Raw genomic sequence first — 18,577 nt, 5'->3', positions numbered from 1 at the left:
CGTGCGCGTGCTGGTCGCCTTCGCCGTGCGGCTCGCCGCCGGCTTCTTGGCCGTCGCCGTCGCCTTGGTCCGGCTGGTCGCCGCCTTCTTCGGCGCCGCCGCCTTCTTGGTCGCGGTTGCGGCGCTGGTCTTGCGGCCCGCCGTGCTGGCCTTGCGCGTCGCGGAGCTGCGGCGTGTGGTGCTCATCGCCATGGCCTGCGCCCGGGGTGGGCTATTGTCGCTGTCGGACATATGCTGGATCTCCTAACCCAAATACCTGCCGTGATTGCTGGCATGAAGGGTCACGGCCTTGGCCCCCCTGCCGGACGTCGCGGTGTTTCGCCGAAAGCGGCATGGCCGCCGGCGACGTCCGCTCCGGGTTCCACCGCCCGCCCCGGTTGGCGCGCGCTGCATGTCTTGACAGCATGTTGCGCGAATCGCGCCGAACCGGTGCGCGCGCGGACACGCTATCTTCACGCACAATCTGCTTGTCAACGAAATCCGCCTGCGTCCGTTGCAAATTCCGGACGCAAACGCGCGATGGGCTGTCCCGGTGCTCCACCGGCATCCACCATGACGCCAGGCCGGCGCCCCGCCACTTCCCAAGAACGCAGTGGAGAAAAGCAAGTTCGTCAACCTTCGGGCAATCCCGGTGCCGCTCCGCCGGCCGCGATGAAGCGCCGCCGGCCCGCTACGGGGAATGGCAGGAAGCGCCCGGATGCGAGTTTGCCCGATAGGTGCAGCGCCCCGCGATGGGGCGCCATCCCGGGCCACACCACCCGGCGCCGATCCGGCCATGCGGCATCAGCCGCTTGGAAGTCTCGCAGGCCCTGGCGGAAAGATCGGCCATCCGGCAGGTCCGGGCGGCAAAGTTCCACCGCGTCGGCAACGCCCATGCCGGCATGGCATCGCCGGCGGCGCGACGCATCGCGGCACGCGGCTCGGGCACCGCGCGGATGCACGATGGGACAATGAGGAACGGCCGCGCGTCCCCGGCCACGGCGCTCCGAACGTCCTGCGCCATGCCGTTCCAGCAGGCGGCGCCGAACAGGTGTCATCGCCGCATCCGGAAGCGTGTTCCGCATGTCCCTTTCGCCGCGTCGCCATTTTGCCACCCAGGCGCCGCGTGGCGCGTTGGTTCCGCCGGAACATCCGCGGCTGTTGGAACGCCGCGCACCATGCCATCGCGGGCCGGACACTGTGCTGATCGCGCGGCCCGGCATTCTTGCACCGTCGCGTTGTTCTTCCCGGCGCTGTCGCCGCTCCGCGCGGCCGCATGGCGGCGAGCCGCAAAAGGATCGCCCTGCCTCCGCAGCCGGGGTTCCGCAGATGGCGCGGCGCATGTGACGGAACCGATACACAGGCGGATTTTCTTTGCCGATCAGGCGATAAGCGCTTTTCTCTCATCGCCGATATCGGCATTGTTCTTCCCGTGCCATCCCTGCTGGGGAAGCCAGTTCGCCGTTGCTCGCGGCGTCCGGGTTGCGGGTGGTGGCACGGCCCGGATGGCAGAAGGCCGGTCGGGCAGACGGGGGATGCGCGGATCGCCTGCGGAAGCGTTGACGGCCGCGCCAGGGGGGAACCGCATGCTGCACTCCGGCTTTTTCGCGGGGCCGCGCACGCCTGTTGGCGTTGCGGGGCTGCTCACGCGCTGCCGATCCGTCTTCGGGCTCAACAGGAAACCCGCTCGCGCCGCCGGCCTCCGCGCGGGCCTTGTCGCCCTTGTGGCCGGCCTCGCGCTGGCCGTGCCGGCGCGGGAGGCGGCGGCGCAGATCGGCGGCAGCCGCTATGCCGCCATGGTGGTGGATGCCAACTCGGGCGAGGAGATCCTGGCGATCAATGCCGATGAGCCGCGCTATCCGGCCTCGTTGACCAAGATGATGACGCTCTACCTCGCCTTCGAGGCCATGGAGCGCGGGCGCCTTTCGCCCACCACCCGCATCCGCGTGTCGCGCCATGCGGCCGGGCAGGAACCGTCCAAGCTCGGCCTGCGGGCGGGCAGCACCATCACGGTGCGCGACGCGGTGCTGGCCCTGATCACCAAATCGGCCAATGACGCGGCGGCGGCGCTGGGCGAAAGGCTGGGCGGCAACGAGGTGCAGTTCGGCCGGCTGATGACGCGGAAGGCACGCCAGCTCGGCATGCGCGATACCAGCTTCCGCAACGCCTCCGGCCTGCCCGACGCCAATCAGGTCACCACCGCGCGCGACATGGCGATCCTGAGCAGGGCCCTGTATCGCGACTTCCCCCAGCGCTACGCCTATTTCAAGGTGCGGCAGTTCACCTGGAACGGCCAGACCATCCAAGGCCACAACCGTGTGCTCGACGAGTATGACGGCGCCGATGGGCTGAAGACCGGATATATCCGCGCCAGCGGATTCAACCTTGCTGCCAGCGCCGAGCGCAACGGACGGCGCATCATCGCCGTGGTGTTCGGCGGCGCCACCAGCCGCGAGCGCGACGACCATGTGATGGCCCTGCTCGATCGCGGCTTCTCGGCCCGGCCAGGCCGCGGGAGCGACATGATGATGGCTTCCGCCGCGCCGCGCCTGGTGGGCACCGCCAACGCGGCGGCGGTGGCCGCGCCCGCCCTGCGTCCAGCGCGCGCCGCCGCCCGGCCGGTGGTGAAGGCGCCACCGCCGAAGCCCGGCCGCTGGGGCGTGCAGGTGGGCGCCTTCTCGGCCCGCCAGGATGCGACCCGCGCCGCCGCGGCGGCCGCGCGAAGCCTCGGCACCGCGCGGGTCGAGCGGGTCAAGGTGAAAGGCAACTGGTTCTACCGCGCGCAGGTGACGGGCCTTTCGGCCGCCTCGGCACGGCAGCTTTGCGATGCGCGGCGCGGGCCCTGCATGGTGCTGCAGCCCTGATCCGGCCGGCGCCTTGAGGATGCCGGCGGAGCAGCATAGTCTTGCGCTTCCGTTCCTGTTTCCCTGGCGATTGGACCTTCCGCGATGCAGCTCCCCTATGACCGCGTGCTGCGCGGCGACCTCGTGCTTCCCGAAGCGGTGCTGCCGGATGGCTATGTCGCGGTGCGCGGCGAAACCATCGCCGCGATCGGCCAGGGCGAGCTCCCCCCGGCGAAGCAGGTGGATGATTTCTCGGGTCGGCTGATCCTGCCAGGGCTGGTGGATGGGCACATGCACACCGCCTCCGCGATTGGCTGGCCGGGCATCGAGGGCGCTACGGCGACCGCCGCCGCCGGCGGCGTCACCACCGTTTGCGACATGCCCTATGACGTGCCGCGCGCCGTGACCTCCGCCGACATCTTCCGCGAGAAGGTGGAGGTCGTGCACCAGCTCGCCCATGTCGATGTTGCGCTCTACGGCACCATCACCAAGACGGGCGGGGTGGATGCCATCGCCGGGCTGGCGGAGGCCGGCGCCTCCGCCTTCAAGCTGTCCACCTATGAATATGACGCGGTGCGCTTCCCGCGCATCGACCATCCCACCATGGTCGCTGCCTTCCGCGAGATCGCCAGGACCGGCCTGATGGTCGCCGTCCATAACGAGGACCAGGAACTGGTGGAGCGGCTGACGGCCGAGGCGAAGGCTTCGGGCCGGGTTGATCCCATCATGCATGCCCGCACCCGCCCGCCCCTGGCCGAGACCATGGCGGATCTGGAGATCTTCGAGATCGGCATGGAAACCGGCGCGCATGTGCACATCGCCCATTCCTCGCTGGCGCGCGGCTTCGACATCGCCGAGAGCTTCCGCCGGATGGGCGGCAAGGCGACCGGTGAGGCCTGCATCCAGTATCTCTGCATGACGGAGGAGGACCTCGTCCGCCTCAAGGGCTTCGGCAAGTGCAACCCGCCCTTCCGCACCGCGGAGGAGGTGGAGCGGATGTGGGCGGCGCTGGCCGCCGGCAAGATCGCCTATATCTCGACCGACCACGCACCCTGGCAGCGGGACAAGAAGCTCGGCGACGACATCTTCGCCTGCGGCGCGGGCCTGACCGGCATGCAGAGCTTCGCGCCGCTGATGTACACGCTGCTGGCCGAGCGCGGCATGCCCGTCACGGTGATGGCGCAGCTTTGCGCCGAGCGGACCGCCCGCTTCCACGGCCTGTATCCGAAGAAGGGCGCCATCCGCATCGGCTCGGACGCCGATTTCGCGGTGCTGGAGCGCGGCGACTTCGTGTTCGACGAGGCCACCATCCAGGACCGGCCGGATGCGCGCTGGTCGCCCTATCACGGCCGGGCGATGAAGGCGCGCGTCGCCGCCGCCTTCCTGCGCGGCGCGCAGATCTGGGATGGCGGCGAAGTGAGGGCGAAGCCGGGCCAGGGCCGCTTCGTGCCCCGCCAGCATCGCGAAGGCTTCCTGGGGTGATGCGCCCGGTGCTGGTGGCGGCGTCGGCACTGATCGCCTTTTTTCTCTGGATCGTGCTGACCGGCCCGGGAACGAGCCTGCCCCTGGCGCTCGGCGGCGGCCTGGTGGCCGTGCTGGCCGGGCGCATCGCCTATTGGGCCCTCACGCCCCGGACCGACGATCACGACACCGCGCCGCCCCGCTAGCGCGACAAGGCAATAAGGAGTGCGTTCCGCATGTTCGAACTGCGCCAGGAAAAGGATGGCGGCTTCTCCGTCTGGGTTTCCGGCGGTGACCGCGTCGCCATGCTGAAGACCCGGGACGCGGCGGAGGCGCTGCTGGACGCGCTGGAAGACGCCTGGGACGATGCCTTCCTGCGCGCCGTCTCGGAGGTGCAGGAAGATTACGGCGCGGATTTCATCGATCCGCTGCCGCCCGCCACCAACTGACCTCCATCGGGAAAGCCACCGGAATGAGCAGACGCCTGACCCTCGCCGCAGCACAGCTCGGCCCCATCCAGAAGGCGGAAAGCCGCGAGATGGTGGTGGGCCGCCTGGTGCGGCTGATGGAGACCGCCCACAAGCGCGGCGCCGAGGTCGTCGTCTTCCCCGAGCTGGCGCTGACCACCTTCTTCCCCCGCTGGTACGAGGAGGACATCAACAACGCCGACCACTGGTACGAGCAGGCACTGCCTTCCAACGAGACGGCGCCGCTGTTCGAGGCTGCGCGCAAGTTCAACATCGGCTTCCATCTCGGCTATGCCGAGATCGCGCATGAGGCCGATGAGACGGGCGTGGTGCGCAAGCGCCACTTCAACACCGCCGTTTATGTCCACCCCACAGGCGAGGTGGTGCTGAAATACCGCAAGGTGCACCTGCCCGGGCACCGCGAATTCGACCCGAAGCGCAAGGTGCAGCACCTGGAGAAGCGCTATTTCGAAGTCGGCAATCTGGGCTTCCCCGTGGTGCGGGCGCCGATCGGGGTGGCCGGCCCAGTGAATATTGGCATGCTGATCTGCAATGACCGCCGCTGGCCGGAAGCCTGGCGGGTGCTCGGCCTTCAGCAGGTCGAGCTGGTGATGCTGGGCTACAACACCCCCTCCATCAACCAGGATGCCAAGGGCTTCGAGGCGCATCACCTGCGGGTGCTGCATTCCCATCTCTCGATCCAGGCCGGCTGCTACCAGAATGCCTGCTTCGCCGCCGGCGTCGCCAAGGCGGGCGTGGAGGATGGCTGCGAGTTGTTCGGCCATTCCATCATCGTCAACCCGCAGGGCGAGATCATGGCCCAGGCCACAAGCTGGGATGACGAGCTGATCGTGGCGGATTGCGATCTCGGCCAGTGCACGCTGGGCCGGACCTCGATCTTCAACTTCGCCGCCCATCGCCGCCCGGAAGCCTATGGCCGCATCCTGGAGCAGGTGGGCAGCGTGGCGCCGGGCGAATGGAGGCCGGGCGACAAGGCGAATGCCTGACGCCAGCGGCGGCGCCACAAGGCGGCGAAAAGGCGGCGGGATGCGTCAAATCCCTGCCGCATGACGCTGCCAGTGTCGGGCCTGGAGGTACAGCATGACCGACAAGCCGACCACGCGCCGCGCCCTGGCCTTCGGGCTGTTTGGCACCCTGGCCATGATACCGGCCGCCGCCCGCGCCGAGCGCTTCGATGACGATGCGGGACGGCTGGGGCCGAACGCGGCCGGCTACGGCCGCGGCCCCTGGTACGATCCGCGCTACGACTCCCGCTATGAATCCTGGCGCGAGGCACGGGAGATGGAACGCGGCAGTCTTCAGGCGCGCAATCGCCGCGATGACGATGATGACGACGACGATGACCGCGATGACGACGATGATGATGATGATGACGACGATGATCGCCGCCGTCTGCGTCGCCGCCGGGACCATGACTGACAGGCCACGGCCCGGCTGACGCTGTTTCAGGGTCTTTGCCGCACCCGGAAAAGGCTTCCGCAGCGCCAACCCATGGCAGCGGCCACCATGGCGACCATCGAAGCCTTACCCCGCGCCGGTCGCCAGGATGGCCTGGACGGCCGCGGCCTGGCAGGGCTCGATCACCGGAACGCCTGCCGCATCCTCAACGGCGGCGCGATGCCCGGCCATGCCGGCGCAACCCAGCACCACCGCCTCGGCGCCATCAGCCACCAATTGCCGCGCCGCGCCGCACAGGGCGCCACGCGCGGCCAGCGGATCGGTCAGCGTTTCCATGGGCAGGTTCAGCGCCACCGTGGCGGCCAGCCTCGCCTCGGCGCCCATGGCCTGCAGCGCCCGGCGCTGGCGGGCCTTGGAGGCATCCACGAAGGCGATCACCCCGAACCGCTCCGCGCGGGCCAGGGCGGCCGCCACGGCGCTGCGGAACGGGCCGAAAACCGGCTTCGGCGTTACGGTCCGCACGGCTTCCAGGCCGGGATCGGAAACGCAGGCGATGATATAGGCTTCCGCCGCCTCCGCCTCGACCAGGCGGCACAAGGGCTCCGCCACCGAATACCAGTCGCGCCAGGACATGATGGCGGGCGGGCCGCCCGGCAGGGAAACCACTTCGAAGGGCGGGGCGCCGGGCATGGCGAAGGGCCTCAGGCTGTCGGCGATGCCGCGCGTGCAGCTTGCGGACGTGTTGGGATTGATCACCAGGATGCGGCGGGACATGGCACCAGAATGCGCATCCCTTTTCCGCGGGGCAAGTGACCGCCGCGGCCCGCTTCCCCTTGATCCTGGGGGGGCATCGTGCCGATATGGCGCTGCACCAGATGTCACGGATCCCGAGGAACCGTGAGCGTGGCCCGGCAAATGGGGCCGGATGAACCGGTCCGCACCGACGCAACCGGAAACAGAAGCAGCAGCCAGGACCACCATTCCGATGGATCGCCCGCCCAGCCACTGGGAGCCAGCGCGCAACACCGAAGAAGCGGCGCCGATGCCGCCCGCCGCCACCATGCTGTGGCGTGGTGCCCGCGGCCGGTGCCCGGTTTGTGGCGAAGGCCGCGTCTTCGAGGGTTATCTCCGGGTCGCGCGGGAATGCGGCCATTGCCATGCGCCGCTGGGCCGGCTGCGCGCCGATGATGCGCCGCCCTATTTCACCATCTTCATTGTTGGCCACCTGCTGGTTCCGCCCGTCTTCTGGATCGAGAAGGCTTATCAGCCGCCCATGTGGCTGCACATGACGGTGTGGCTTCCCTTGTTCACCATCATCTGCATCCTGTTGCTGCGGCCGGTGAAAGGCGCGGTGGTGGGCTGGATGCTGCGGATGGGCATCCTGTCCGACGAGATGGAGAACCCATTGGAGCAGAGCGGCACCGGGCAGCAGGCGCCCCCGTTGCCGCCCCGCCGAAATGGCTGAGCAGCGCCTGCTGCGGGTCGTCCTGCCGGACGAATCCCCCCTCCCCAACCCCTATGCCGAGGCTGACCGTTCCCAGGCCGTGGCCGACCTCCTGGCCGGCAACATCTTCGATCCGGTCGGCCTCCCCGAGGGGCCCTACGCGTTGCATCTGGAAGTGCGGGATGGCCGGCTGGTGCTGGACATCCGCGATCGCAGCGATGCGCCGCTGCGGATCATCGCGCTGGCGCTGGGGCCTTTCCGCCGGCTGATCAAGGATTACCACATGGTGGTGGCCAGCCACGAGCAGGCGGTCACCGAAGGCGGCTCAGAGGCCCGCATCCAGGCCATCGACATGGGCCGGCGGGGCCTGCACAACGAGGGGGCCGAATTGCTGGCCGAGCGCCTCGGTGGCCGGATCCGCGTGGATTTCGAAACGGCGCGGCGCTTGTTCACCCTGGTCTGCGCCCTGCACCAGCGGATCTGAGGCCGCTCTCTCAGGCCGCCCATGCGCCAGGCGCATGCAGGCTTCACATGACTTGGGGGTGGAGGGTGCCTATATGCCGCCAGCCCCAAACCCCGCCCGCGCGCGGCTTCCACGGACGGAGCTTGCCTCATGAAGATCGACGGCGTCCCCTATCGCAGCGTCTGGGTTGACCCGGAGGATGGCTGGTCCGTCCGCATTCTCGACCAGACGCGCCTACCCTGGGCGGTGGAGATCCTGCGGCTGACGGATGAGAAGCAGGTCGCGCAGGCCATCAAGTCCATGCAGGTGCGCGGTGCGCCGCTGATCGGCGCGGTGGCCGCCTATGGCCTGGCGCTGGCGCTGCGGCGAGACAGCTCGGACGCGGCGCTGGAAGCGGTGGCGGCCATGCTGGGCAAGACCCGCCCCACCGCCATCAATCTGCGCTGGGCGCTGGCCCGGATGCTGGACGCCCTGCGCCCCGTTGCGGCGGAGCGGCGGGTGGATGCCGCCTATGCCGCCGCTGCGGCCATCGCCGAGGATGATGTGGAAACCTGCCGCCGCATCGGTGAGCACGGCCTGCCGCTGTTGCAGGCGATCGCCGCCCGGAAGCCAGGCAAGCCGATCAACGTGCTGACCCATTGCAACACGGGCTGGATCGCGACGGTCGATTACGGCACGGCGCTGTCGGTGGTGTACCAGGCCCATGATGCCGGGCTGCCGGTGCATGTCTGGGTGGACGAGACCCGGCCGCGCAACCAGGGCTCGGCCCTCACGGCCTGGGAGCTGGGCAAGCACGGCGTTCCGCATACGGTGATCGCCGACAATGCCGGCGGCCACCTGATGCAGCATGGCGAGGTGGACATCGTGCTGGTCGGCACTGACCGGGTAACCCGCCAGGGCGACGTCGCCAACAAGATCGGCACCTATCTGAAGGCCCTGGCAGCGCGCGATAATGACGTGCCCTTCTGGGTGGCCCTGCCCCATTCCACCCTGGACATGAGCGTGCGGGACGGCGTCCGCGAGATCCCGATCGAGGAGCGCGACCCGCGCGAGGTGCTGGAAACCACCGGCCAGACCTGGGATGGCCGGGTGGAAACGGTGCGGGTGGCTGCCCCCGGCAGCGCCGGGCTGAACCCCGCCTTCGACGTGACGCCCGCCCGCCTGGTCACCGGCCTGATCACCGAGCGCGGCCGTTGCGACGCGTCTGAGGCAGGCCTGCTCGGCCTTTACCCAGAATTCGCCGCTCCGGCCGCGGCGGCCTGACGCTTTGTCCGGCTGGCGCAATCCAGCCGGACGTTGCACGCTTCTTGCAAATCGGGAGCGGCCATTCCGGCCGACCCGGCTGCAGGGAGTTCAACCAGCCTATGCGTTCACTTGCCTTCGCCCTTCTTCTCGCCGCCCCTCTGGGGCTCGGCGGCATCGCCCAGGCCCAGGGGCAAACCCAGGGACAGGGCGGGCAGCCGCTCCGCACCGCAGTGGACGGCACCTTCGCGCCGCATGCCTTCCCAAGGCTTGAGGGCGGCGTGCAGGGCTTCAATGTCGACCTGTTCACCGAGGTGGCCAAGCGCATGGGCCGCCCGATCACCATCGACAGCGCCTCCTTCTCCGGCCTGGTGCCGGCGCTGAATGCCGGCCGCTACGACTTCCTGGCCGCCCCCGTCACGGTGACCAAGGAGCGGGCGGAAAACCTGCTGTTCACCGAAGGCTATCTCTACACGGCCTACCAGTTCGGCATCCGCAAGGGATCGGCGCCGATCAAGTCGATGGACGACCTCAAGGGCAAGGCGATCTCGGTCAACAAGGGCTCGGCCTATGATGCCTGGGCGCAGGCCAACGCAGCCAAATACGGCTTCACCGTGCAAACCTTCGACAGCCAGCCGGATGCCGTGCAGGCGGTGGTGGGTGGCCGCACCTATGCCAATCTCGGCGGCAACACCACCGTCCGCTATGCGGCGACGCGCACCCCGATGTTTGTGCCCGATTTCGTTCTCGCCGAGACCCGCGCCCACTGGGCCGCGCCGTTCCGCAAGGACGACAAGGCCGGCCGCGACGCAATGGAGATGGTGCTGGAATGCATGAAGAAGGACGGCACCGTCGCCGCCCTTTCGGAGAAGTGGTTCGGCGTGAAGCCGGCGGCGGATGATGCGGAGAACACGCCCTTCCCGGGCTTCGGCGTGCCGGACATGCCTGGCTACGACGCCACCCCGCATGAGCTGCGCTGCGGCTGACGCCAACCCCCGCGCGGCTGCGGCGTTCTTCTTCCGGGCTCCAGCACGGAAGGAGGCGCTCATGCCGCGCGGCGACAAGACGGCCTACACCGACAAGCAGAAGCGCAAGGCCGAGCATATCGAGGAAAGCTACGAAGCCCGTGGCGTTCCAGACAAGGAAGCGGAACGCCGCGCCTGGGCGACTGTGAACAAGGATTCCGGCGGCGGCAACAAAAGTGGCTCCGGCCGTGGACATCCCGACACCAACGCCGCCGCGCACAAGGGCGGCAGGAAGGGCGGGGAAGCCTCCGCGCAGCGCCCGGCGGCGGAGCGCTCGGCTTCCGCCAGAAAGGCGGCGCGCACCCGGGAGGCGCACGCCCGCCCCTGATGAGCGGCTAGCGCTGCCGCCAGGGCAGCCCCTCGGCCTTCCAGCCGGCGACCTGGCCCCGGTGCCCCTCCATGTCTGGCGGGCCCTCGAAGCCATCCGCGACATTGAAAGCGTGGGGGAAGCCGGCGGCCTTGGCCGCCTGCGCCGCGGCCAGGCTCCGCGCGCCGGAGCGGCACAGGAAATAAAGCTTGTTCAGCGGGCTCAGCCCGGCCTTGCGCAGATGGTCGGCAAAGGCGCCGTTCACCTGCATGGAGGGATAAACCTGCCAGGGGATCAGCACCGGCTGCTTGCCCGCTTCGGACAGATCCGCCAGACCAACGAAATTCCATTCGGCATCGGTGCGGACATCCACCAGCACCGCATCGGCATCCTTGCGCAGCGTGTCCCAGACCGTGCGGGGGGTGACATCTTCAACGCTCATGACGGGTTCTCCAGCTATCCTCCCGACACAGTGTGGGGTCGGGGGGCTGGCGCGTCCATGCCACGCTTTCCGGTCATCGCCCCTGGCCCTGGCGGCGCGGGACAGGCAGGATGCGCCCGCGGCGCCGGGCCGCTCAGATGCAGGGAGCGGGCGCATGGCCTTTGTGATCGTGGTGGCCCAGCGCAAGGGCGGGGCCGGCAAGTCCATGGTGGCGGCGACGCTGGCCACCACCCTGGCCGGCGCTGGGCGGCGCGTCGCCTTGCTCGACACCGATCCGCAGCAAAGCCTCAGCCGCTGGCACGCGATCCGCGGCAACCAGGCCAAGGCGGCGCCGCTGAGCTTCGAGGCGCCGGCGGGCTGGCGCATCCCCGGCGCGCTCGACCGGCTGAAGCCGGGGCATGACCTGGTGCTGCTCGACACCCCGCCGCATGCCGATACCGATTCGCGCATCGCCATCCGCGCCGCCGACCTGGTGCTGGTGCCGCTGCAACCATCCCCCGCCGATCTGTGGGCCCTGGAGGCGACGCTGGAACAGGCCGGGGCGGAACGCCGCCGCGCGGTTCTGATGTTGAACCGCGCCCCCGCCAGCGGCCGGCTGCGCGACCAGGTCACGGCTGAGATCGCCCGCCGCCAATGGCCGCTGCTGCAACCAGCGCTCGGCAACCGCACCGCCTTCGCCGCGGCCTTCGCGCAGGGCCTCGGCGTGACGGAGGCCTCGCCGCGCGGCCCGGCCGCCGCCGAGGCGCGGGCCCTGGCCGAGGCGGTGGAAGCCCTGCTGCGATAAACATGGAATGATTCCGATGACACTGGCTTACGTGATTCACCTGCTGGGCGCCGTCCTCTGGGTCGGGGGCATGGCATTCGGCCTGCTGGCGCTCCGGCCGGCGCTGGGCGAACTGGCGGGGCCGCAACGCCTTGCGGTGATGGCCGGCGCCTATCGCCGCTTCTTCCTGGTCGTGTGGCACGCCATGCCGGCCCTGATCATCACCGGCTACATCCTGCTGTTCGGGTGGTTTGGCGGCTTCGCCGGGGCCGGCTGGCACGTGCATGTGATGCATCTGACAGGGCTGATCATGGCGGCGATCTTTGTGGTCCTGTTCTTTGTTCCCTGGCGTGGCCTGCGCGCGGCGCTGGCCGCGGGCGACACCGCCCGCGCCGCCGCCGCGGCCGAGCGGCTGCGCTGGATGATCACGGCCAACCTGGCCCTGGGGCTGGTGACGGTGGCAGTGGCCGGCTGGGGCCGCTTCGGCGGGTGAGCGGGATCGAGCTGCTGCCGGACGCCACCGGACCCGAAGCCGAGGCGGTGCGCGCCGGCCTCCGCGCCCACCGCCATGCCGCGCTGCCGGACCATGATCAGGCGATCCATCCCGTCTGCCTCATCTACCGGGATGACGGAGAAGCCGTTCGGGCCGGGCTGATCGGCGAGGTCGCCCTGCGATGGCTGCAGGTGGACAAGTTCTGGGTCAGCGAGGGCTTGCGTGGCCAGGGCATCGGCGGCGCCCTGCTGGCGGCGGCCGAAGCGGAGGCGCGGCGGCTCGGCGCGGTGGGTCTCCACCTCAACACCAGCAGCTTCCAGGCCCCGGATTTCTACCGTCGCCATGGCTTCCAGGAGATAGGCCGGCTGGAAGGCCGGCCGCCCGGCCATGACCGCCTCTGGATGGCCAAGCGGTTCTGAACCGCCGCTGGCCCGGCCGGGGCATGGACGCGCCGTGCCGGGCGGCCCATGATGCGCACGGTTTCTCCGTTTCAGGCTCAGGCTGCTCCATCGCATGAAGGCCAGACCACCGAAGGCGCCTCCGGTTCCCTCCCATTCCCTGTATCTCCCGGAAGCGGATGAAGTGGTCTGGGATGGCCGCTTTCCCTTGCAGCGGGTCCGCTTCCGCTATCGCCGCGCCGATGGCACGCCGTCCGGCCTGCTGACCTGGGAAATGTGGCGCCGTGGCGGCGGGGCGGTGATCCTGCCCTATGACCCCTGGACGCGCCGCATCGCCCTGATCGAGCAGTTCCGCCTGCCCGCCCTCGCCGCCGGCGAGCATCCCCTGATGCGCGAATGTCCCGCCGGCCTGCTGGAGCCGGAGGAGGAGGCCGAGGCGACGGTGCGCCGGGAATTGCGGGAGGAAGCCGGGCTGACCGCCGACAAGGTGGAGAAGATCGGCCACTTCATGACCATGCAGGGCGGCGCCGACGAGGTGCTGCATTTCTTCTGCGGCCGCGTCCGGCTGCCGGACAACCTCGGTGCCCGCGCCATGGGCCTGCCGGAGGAGCAGGAGGAAACCCGGCTGGTCCTGCTGCCGGCGGAGGAAGCCTTCGCGCAGCTGGCCCGCAACGAGATCCGCAACGCCCCCACGGCCCTGCTGCTGATGTGGCTGCAACTGAACGCCGACCGCCTTCATCGCGAATGGATGAGCGAATGACCGAATTGCTGTTCCGCGCCGATGCCTATGCACGGGAATGCACCGCCACCGTGCTGTCCTCCGGCCCGGATGGGGTGGTGCTGAACCGCACCGTCTTCTACCCCCAGGCCGGCGGTCAGCCCGGCGACACCGGCCTGCTGCGCTGGAGCCTGCATGGCCAGTCAGGCGAGATGGCGGTGGGCAACGCCGTGAAAGGCCCCGGCGACGCGGTGCTGCACCAGCCGGGCGACGGTGCCGCCCTGCCCCCGGTCGGCGCCGAGGTCATCGCCGGGCTGGACTGGAGCCGCCGCCACCGCCTGATGCGCATGCACACCAGCCTGCACCTTCTGTGCTCCCTGATCCCCGGCGCCGGCGTGACCGGCGGGCAGATCGGCGCCGACCGTTCCCGGCTGGATTTCGACCTCGCCGAGCCGCCGGCCAAGGACTGGCTGAGCGAGCAGCTCACCGCACTGGCCGCCGCCGACCACCCGGTGGGAGAGCGCTGGATCAGCGAGGCCGAGCTGGACGCCAACCCGTCCCTGGTGCGCACCCTTTCGGTGCAGCCGCCGCGCGGCGCCGGCCAGGTGCGGTTGGTGCGCATCGGGGCGGAGGATGATCCGGTCGATTTGCAGCCCTGCGGCGGCACGCATGTGCGCCGCACGGGCGAGATCGGCCGCGTGTCCGTCACCAAGCTCGAGAACAAGGGCAGGCAGAACCGGCGCGTCTACCTGGTGCTGGAGGATTGAGGGCAATGCAGAACCTGGTTTCCACCGAATGGCTCGCCGCCGAGCTGGGCAGGCCCGACCTGCTGGTGTTCGACACCACCAAATACCTGCCCAGTGAGCCGCGCGACGCGCAGACCGAATTCGCGGAAGCGCGCATTCCCGGCGCCGGCTTCTTCGACATCGACCAGGTGGCGGACCCGGAAACCGACCTGCCGCACATGGCGCCCACCCCTGGCCGCGCCATGCGCATGCTGGGTGCGCTCGGCATCTCCAACCGGCACCGCGTGGTGTTCTACGACCAGAAGGGCCTGTTCTCGGCGGCGCGCGGCTGGTGGCTGATGCGGCTGTTCGGGCATGAGAACGCCGCGGTGCTGGATGGCGGCCTGCCGAAATGGCGCGCCGAGAACCGCCCCACCGAAGGCGGCCCCCGCCCCGCGCCGAAGCCCGAAACCTTCTGGGCCGATTTCATCGCCCGCCGCCTGGCCGGCATCGGCGACGTGAAGCGGGTGGTCGAGGACCGTTCCGCGCTGATCCTGGATGCCCGCCCTAAGGGCCGCTTCGACGGAACGGCACCCGAGCCGCGACCGGGATTGCCTTCCGGCCACATGCCGGGCGCGGCCAGCGTGCCGGCCTCCGACCTGCTGCGGCCGGATGGCACCCTGCTGCCGCCCGAGGAGCTGCGCGCCCGCTTCGCCGCCGCCGGGGTGACGGCGGAGAACGCCCGGCCGTTGATCGCATCCTGCGGCACGGGCGTCACCGCCTGCATCGTGGCGCTGGGGCTGGTCCAGGCCGGCCTGCCCGAGCCTGCCGTGTATGACGGCTCCTGGACCGAATGGGCCGCGCGCCCCGAAACCGCAAAGCAGAGCAACGCCTGATGCCCGACGACCTTTCCCCTCAGCATTCCAAGACCGGGCACGCCAATACCGGCGCGCATTTCGCCACCCGGATGTCGCATGGTGGCCGCCCCGGCAGCCGCGTGCATGGCTTCGTCAACCCGCCGGTGCATCGCGGCTCCACCGTGCTCTACCCCTCCTGCGAGGAGCGGGGCACCCTCAATGCCCGTTCCCTGGAGCAGGTGATGACCTACGGCACCGCCGGCGGTCCCACCCATTTCGCGCTGGAGAACATGATCGCCGAGATCGAGGGCGGATCGCGCGCCCTGATCGTCGGCACCGGCCTCGCCGCCTGCACCCTGCCGCTGATGGCCTATCTGAAGGCCGGCGAGCATTGCCTGATGCCGGACAGCGTTTACGGCCCCTCCCGCCGCATCGCCGAAGGGCTGCTGAAGCGCTTCGGCATCGAGACGACCTATTACGACCCGAAGCTGGACGGCGCCGGGCTGGAAGCGCTGATGCGCCCCAACACCCGCGTCGTCTTCGCTGAAAGCCCCGGCAGCCACACCTTCGAGATGCAGGACATCCCGGCGCTGGCCGAGGTCGCCCATGCGCATGGCGCCAAGCTGATCATGGACAACACCTGGGGCATCCACCACTTCCAGCCCTTCACCAAGGGGGTCGATGTTTCGGTCCAGGCGTTGACCAAGTATGTCGGCGGCCATTCCGACGTGCTGCTCGGCTCCGTCACGGTGAACACGCCGGAGGACTGGGCCATCATCGCCGGCGCGGCGCGGGAGATCGGCCACTACGCCTCCCCCGATGATTGCTGGCTGGCGCTGCGCGGCCTGCGCACCCTGGCGGTGCGGCTGAAGGCGCAGGAAGCGGCCGGCCTGGCCGTCGCCCGGTGGTTCGAAAGCCGGCCCGAGGTCCTGCGCGTGATGCACCCGGCCTTGCCCAGCCATCCGCAGCACGCGCTGTGGAAGCGCGACTTCACCGGCGCCTGCTCCCTGTTCGGCGTGGTGTTCGACCCGCGCTACACGGTGAAGCAGATCGACGCGGCGGTGGACGGGCTGAAGCTGTTCGGCATCGGCGCTTCCTGGGGTGGTTATGAAAGCCTCGCCCTGCCCACCACCAACTATATCACCCGCACCGCGACGCGCGTCGATGTGCTGGAAGGGCCAACGGTGCGCTTCCATATCGGGCTGGAGGACCCGGCGGACCTGATCGCGGATCTGGAGGCGGCGCTGGACGGCCTGCCGCGCTGAAGCCAGGCGGGCGCGGCGGAATCGGATGATGGGCGGCGGCAACCATCATCCCTTTGCCGCGTCTTAGCCTCGCCTCCCTTGTGCAAGGATTGTCCCGTGCCCCCAGCGATCAACCAGTCCCGTATCACTGAAGGCCGGCCCAATCCGCTCGGCGCAACCTGGACAGGGCTCGGCGTCAACTTCGCCCTGTTCTCGGCCAATGCCACCAAGGTCGAGCTGTGCCTGTTCGACAACACCGGCGAAACCGAGCTGGAGCGGATCGAACTGCCGGAATACACCAATGAGGTGTTCCACGGCTTTCTGCCAGATGCGCGTCCCGGCACCGTTTATGCCTACCGCGTGCACGGGCCCTACGCGCCGGAGGAAGGCCACCGGTTCAACCCGAACAAGCTGGTGCTGGACCCTTACGCGCTGAGCCATGTGGGCGAGTTCAAGTGGGACCACTCGCTGTTCGGCTACACCATCGGCCACGAGGACGAGGACCTTTCCTTCGACGAGCGCGACAGCGCCGCCTTCATGCCGAAATGCCGCGTCGTCGATCCTGCCTTCACCTGGGGCAATGATCGCCGCCCGCGCATCCCGTGGGAGCGCACCATCGTCTACGAGACGCATGTGAAGGGCGTCACCAAGCGGCACCCGCTGGTGCCGGAGGATGCGCGCGGCACCTATTCCGGCCTCGCCAACCACGAGGTGATCAAGCACATCAAGTCGCTCGGCGTGACGGCGGTGGAGCTTCTGCCGATCCACTTCTTCGTCAATGACGACTACCTGCTGGAAAAGGGCCTGGTGAATTATTGGGGCTACAATTCCATCGGCTTCTTCAGCCCGGCGCGGCGCTATGCCCGCAACCAGGATTTCGCCTTCGCCGAGTTCAAGGAGATGGTGGCCCGCCTGCACGATGCCGGGCTAGAGGTCATCATGGACGTGGTCTACAACCACACGGCCGAGGGCAATGAGCGCGGCGCGACGCTGTCCTTCAAGGGCATTGACAATGCCAGCTACTACCGCCTGCTGCCCGACCAGAAGCGCTACTACATCAACGACACGGGCACCGGGAACACGGTGAACCTGTCCCACCCGCGCGTGCTGCAGATGGTGACCGACAGCCTGCGCTACTGGGTGAACGAGATGCATGTCGATGGTTTCCGCTTCGACCTCGGCACCATCCTGGCGCGCGAGCCGCATGGCTTCGACGAGCAATCCGCCTTCCTGAAGGCCTGCATGCAGGACCCCGTCCTGGCCGATGTGAAGCTGATCGCGGAGCCCTGGGACATCGGCCCCGGCGGCTACCAGGTTGGCAATTTCGCGCCCGGCTGGGCCGAATGGAATGACAAGTACCGCGACACGGTGCGCGGCTTCTGGGTGGGCGAGGAAGGCAAGGCGGCCGATCTCGGCAACCGGTTGTCCGGTTCGGCGGACCTGTTCAACCACCATGGCCGCAAGCCCTGGGCCAGCATCAACTTCCTGGCGGCGCATGACGGCTTCACCCTGAACGATCTCGTCAGCTACAACGAGAAGCACAACGAGGCGAATGGCGAGGACAATCGCGACGGCCATTCGCACAACCTGTCCTTCAACTACGGCGTCGAGGGGCCAACCGACGACGCCGAGATCAACGCGGTGCGGGAGCGGCAGATCCGCAACATGCTCGGCACGCTGTATCTGAGCCAGGGCACGCCGATGCTGCTGGCCGGCGACGAGTTCGGCCGCACCCAGCAGGGCAACAACAACGCCTATTGCCAGGACAACGAGATCTCCTGGCTGGATTGGGACTGGAAGGACAAGGGCGAGCGGCTGGTGGCCTTCACCCGGCGCCTGGCGGAACTGCGCAACCGCTTCCCCATACTGCGCCGGGGCCGTTTCCTGTCCGGCGAGTTCCACGAGGCCAGCGAGGTCAAGGGCCTGTCCTGGTACAAGCCGTCCGGCGAGGAGATGGAGGCGGCCGACTGGGAAGATCCCAACACGCGGTGCTTCGCCAAGATGCTGGATGGCCGCGCGCAGGAAAGCGGCATCCGCCGTCCCGGCCATGACGCCACCCTGCTGCTGATCCTCAACGCCCATCACGAGGCGGTGGAGTTCACCCTGCCCGAATGCCCGGGGGGCGAGTGCTGGGTCCGCCTCCTCGACACCAACCTCCCCGAGGAGGACGAGGAGGAGGAGCCCGACTTCAAGATCGGCGACAGCTACACCGTGACAGGGCGTTCGCTGTTGCTGTTCACCCTGAAGCGCAGGCGGGTCCGCCGCGGCTGAACCGCTGCTTTTCTAT

General features: G+C 69.1%; 22 protein-coding genes. 20 read left to right on the top strand and 2 right to left on the bottom strand.

Going from position 1 to position 18,577, the window contains the following annotated elements; genetic code table 11:
* From F0Q34_RS21880 to F0Q34_RS17960, 7 genes are all read left to right on the top strand, one after another.
* On the top strand, window positions 1–247 hold a 247-nt coding region (locus F0Q34_RS21880), incomplete at its 5' end, for a hypothetical protein (RefSeq protein WP_161600937.1).
* A gap of 1,318 nt (window positions 248–1,565) precedes the next feature.
* A complete protein-coding gene (locus tag F0Q34_RS17985) occupies window positions 1,566–2,843 on the top strand; it encodes a D-alanyl-D-alanine carboxypeptidase family protein (RefSeq protein ID WP_149813634.1) in 1,278 nt (425 codons plus the stop codon).
* 84 nt (window positions 2,844–2,927) lie between these two features.
* Window positions 2,928–4,304, top strand: coding sequence for a dihydroorotase (locus tag F0Q34_RS17980; RefSeq protein ID WP_149813633.1), 1,377 nt, complete (start codon window positions 2,928–2,930; stop codon window positions 4,302–4,304).
* The gene (locus tag F0Q34_RS17975) at window positions 4,301–4,489 is read left to right on the top strand and encodes a hypothetical protein (RefSeq protein ID WP_149813632.1); all 189 of its coding nucleotides are present in this window, start codon (window positions 4,301–4,303) and stop codon (window positions 4,487–4,489) included. Before F0Q34_RS17980 ends, F0Q34_RS17975 begins: the two co-directional genes overlap by 4 nt.
* A 30-nt stretch (window positions 4,490–4,519) precedes the next feature.
* Window positions 4,520–4,732, top strand: a complete 213-nt coding sequence (locus F0Q34_RS17970) for a hypothetical protein (RefSeq protein ID WP_149813631.1) — start codon at window positions 4,520–4,522, stop codon at window positions 4,730–4,732.
* A 23-nt stretch (window positions 4,733–4,755) separates the two neighbouring features.
* The gene (locus F0Q34_RS17965) at window positions 4,756–5,757 is read left to right on the top strand and encodes an N-carbamoyl-D-amino-acid hydrolase (protein WP_149813630.1); all 1,002 of its coding nucleotides are present in this window, start codon (window positions 4,756–4,758) and stop codon (window positions 5,755–5,757) included.
* A 94-nt stretch (window positions 5,758–5,851) separates the two neighbouring features.
* Window positions 5,852–6,190 carry a hypothetical protein gene (locus tag F0Q34_RS17960; protein ID WP_149813629.1) on the top strand — a complete coding sequence of 113 codons (339 nt, stop codon included), beginning with the start codon at window positions 5,852–5,854 and terminating at the stop codon, window positions 6,188–6,190.
* A gap of 105 nt (window positions 6,191–6,295) precedes the next feature.
* Here the strand turns inward: F0Q34_RS17960 and F0Q34_RS17955 are convergent, their stop codons facing one another.
* Window positions 6,296–6,943, bottom strand: a complete 648-nt coding sequence (locus tag F0Q34_RS17955) for an aspartate/glutamate racemase family protein (protein ID WP_149813628.1) — start codon at window positions 6,941–6,943, stop codon at window positions 6,296–6,298.
* Between the two features lie 211 nt (window positions 6,944–7,154).
* Between F0Q34_RS17955 and F0Q34_RS17950 the strand changes: the two genes are divergently transcribed.
* From F0Q34_RS17950 to F0Q34_RS17930, 5 genes are all read left to right on the top strand, one after another.
* Window positions 7,155–7,634 carry a DUF983 domain-containing protein gene (locus F0Q34_RS17950; protein WP_149813627.1) on the top strand — a complete coding sequence of 160 codons (480 nt, stop codon included), beginning with the start codon at window positions 7,155–7,157 and terminating at the stop codon, window positions 7,632–7,634.
* Complete coding sequence (locus F0Q34_RS17945) at window positions 7,627–8,097, top strand: UPF0262 family protein (RefSeq protein WP_149813626.1); 471 nt, start codon at window positions 7,627–7,629, stop codon at window positions 8,095–8,097. The genes F0Q34_RS17950 and F0Q34_RS17945 overlap by 8 nt, the downstream gene beginning before the upstream one ends.
* A 129-nt stretch (window positions 8,098–8,226) precedes the next feature.
* A complete protein-coding gene (mtnA, locus tag F0Q34_RS17940) occupies window positions 8,227–9,339 on the top strand; it encodes an S-methyl-5-thioribose-1-phosphate isomerase (RefSeq protein WP_149813625.1) in 1,113 nt (370 codons plus the stop codon).
* A 101-nt stretch (window positions 9,340–9,440) separates the two neighbouring features.
* Window positions 9,441–10,304 (top strand): transporter substrate-binding domain-containing protein, encoded by an 864-nt coding sequence (locus tag F0Q34_RS17935; RefSeq protein WP_149813624.1) that lies wholly within the window; start codon window positions 9,441–9,443, stop codon window positions 10,302–10,304.
* Between the two features lie 61 nt (window positions 10,305–10,365).
* Window positions 10,366–10,671, top strand: coding sequence for a plasmid stabilization protein (locus F0Q34_RS17930; protein ID WP_149813623.1), 306 nt, complete (start codon window positions 10,366–10,368; stop codon window positions 10,669–10,671).
* Window positions 10,672–10,678: 7 nt separating this feature from the next.
* Here F0Q34_RS17930 and F0Q34_RS17925 read toward each other — a convergent pair whose 3' ends face one another.
* Window positions 10,679–11,092 carry a rhodanese-like domain-containing protein gene (locus F0Q34_RS17925; protein WP_149813622.1) on the bottom strand — a complete coding sequence of 138 codons (414 nt, stop codon included), beginning with the start codon at window positions 11,090–11,092 and terminating at the stop codon, window positions 10,679–10,681.
* A gap of 154 nt (window positions 11,093–11,246) precedes the next feature.
* On the opposite strand from F0Q34_RS17925, the gene parA reads away from it, so the two are divergent.
* From parA to glgX, 8 genes are all read left to right on the top strand, one after another.
* Entirely contained in the window at window positions 11,247–11,876 is a 630-nt protein-coding gene (gene parA / locus F0Q34_RS17920; protein WP_149813621.1) for a ParA family partition ATPase, read from the top strand.
* 16 nt (window positions 11,877–11,892) lie between these two features.
* Window positions 11,893–12,348 (top strand): CopD family protein, encoded by a 456-nt coding sequence (locus F0Q34_RS17915; protein WP_241665566.1) that lies wholly within the window; start codon window positions 11,893–11,895, stop codon window positions 12,346–12,348.
* A complete protein-coding gene (locus F0Q34_RS21875) occupies window positions 12,345–12,767 on the top strand; it encodes a GNAT family N-acetyltransferase (RefSeq protein WP_161600936.1) in 423 nt (140 codons plus the stop codon). The genes F0Q34_RS17915 and F0Q34_RS21875 overlap by 4 nt, the downstream gene beginning before the upstream one ends.
* A gap of 94 nt (window positions 12,768–12,861) precedes the next feature.
* Window positions 12,862–13,506: an NUDIX domain-containing protein gene (locus tag F0Q34_RS17905; protein WP_149813618.1), complete on the top strand. Its 645-nt coding sequence runs from the start codon at window positions 12,862–12,864 to the stop codon at window positions 13,504–13,506.
* Window positions 13,503–14,231 (top strand): alanyl-tRNA editing protein, encoded by a 729-nt coding sequence (locus F0Q34_RS17900; RefSeq protein ID WP_149813617.1) that lies wholly within the window; start codon window positions 13,503–13,505, stop codon window positions 14,229–14,231. The genes F0Q34_RS17905 and F0Q34_RS17900 overlap by 4 nt, the downstream gene beginning before the upstream one ends.
* 5 nt (window positions 14,232–14,236) lie before the next feature.
* On the top strand, window positions 14,237–15,085 hold the full coding sequence (locus tag F0Q34_RS17895) for a sulfurtransferase (protein WP_149813616.1): 849 nt from the start codon (window positions 14,237–14,239) through the stop codon (window positions 15,083–15,085).
* Window positions 15,085–16,311 carry a cystathionine beta-lyase gene (gene metC / locus F0Q34_RS17890; protein ID WP_370751246.1) on the top strand — a complete coding sequence of 409 codons (1,227 nt, stop codon included), beginning with the start codon at window positions 15,085–15,087 and terminating at the stop codon, window positions 16,309–16,311. Before F0Q34_RS17895 ends, metC begins: the two co-directional genes overlap by 1 nt.
* Before the next feature lie 96 nt (window positions 16,312–16,407).
* Window positions 16,408–18,561, top strand: coding sequence for a glycogen debranching protein GlgX (gene glgX, locus F0Q34_RS17885; RefSeq protein ID WP_149813614.1), 2,154 nt, complete (start codon window positions 16,408–16,410; stop codon window positions 18,559–18,561).
* Window positions 18,562–18,577: the final 16 nt, after the last annotated feature.

This window comes from Teichococcus oryzae, assembly GCF_008386565.1.
GTDB classification, from domain to species: domain Bacteria; phylum Pseudomonadota; class Alphaproteobacteria; order Acetobacterales; family Acetobacteraceae; genus Pseudoroseomonas; species Pseudoroseomonas oryzae.
This window is presented reverse-complemented; position numbering and strand designations above follow the sequence as displayed.